We start from the raw sequence: 741 nt of genomic DNA, 5'->3' as shown, positions 1-741 counted from the left end.
CAATCGAGCGGCGTTCGTCATCGTAACGAATCGCCTCATAGAGCGAGAGGTTGTTATCAAGTTCCGGCTGGAACCCATGCAGGGCCGACAGTGAGGCTTGAGGATCGAGATCGATTGCAAGAACACGGTGGCCGGTCAAGGCCAGATGCTGGGCGAGGTGGGCGGCAGTCGTTGTCTTGCCACTGCCCCCCTTGAAGTTGACGACAGCAACGACCTGGAGCTTGTCGCCGGACTTGCGGTGCGGGACATACTTCTTGACTTCGGTCCTGCCATGCTGGTCCAGGAAATGGCGCAGCTCAAGCATCTGCTGGGCAGTGTAGGACCGGCGTCCCGATGGGATCTGCTCGGGCAGGGGGCCCTTGCCCTCCAGATGAAGGCGCTTCAGATTGTTCTGCGAGACACCAAGATAGTGAGCGACTTCTGCCATCGAAAACGAACGCAGCGTCTTCGCCGCATCGGGGGGAAATTTCTCCATCCGAAGCTGGTTAAGGCGCCGTGATATCTCAGCACCCTGCTCGAGGATTTTCTCATCGGACTCGAAGCTCGGAAGCCGCATGCCGATATTCATTCTCGTCGAAAACCTGAATTGGCGCTTTTTGCGATGAAATTATTCAACAAGCGCCATTAAGCTCCGATTCGGAAAGCCCGGCAAGAAGTTTTAGGTTAACAGAAGGTTAACAGCACTAGCGGGCTTCCTTGCGGCCGATTCCTGCTGTCGTCGGATAATGGCGGCGTGTTGGT

Annotated in this window: 1 protein-coding gene; it reads right to left on the bottom strand. The window is 56.3% G+C overall.

Annotated features, from left to right (window positions below; genetic code table 11):
• Positions 1-568 (bottom strand): AAA family ATPase (locus EOA22_RS35930; protein ID WP_164756298.1); only part of this gene is annotated, 568 nt, incomplete at its 3' end.
• Positions 569-741: the final 173 nt, after the last annotated feature.

It is taken from the genome of Mesorhizobium sp. M7A.F.Ca.US.014.04.1.1, assembly GCF_003998745.1.
GTDB classification, from domain to species: Bacteria; Pseudomonadota; Alphaproteobacteria; order Rhizobiales; family Rhizobiaceae; genus Mesorhizobium; species Mesorhizobium ciceri.
Note: the sequence above shows the minus strand (reverse complement) of the source record. Positions and strands in the feature narration are given on the sequence as shown.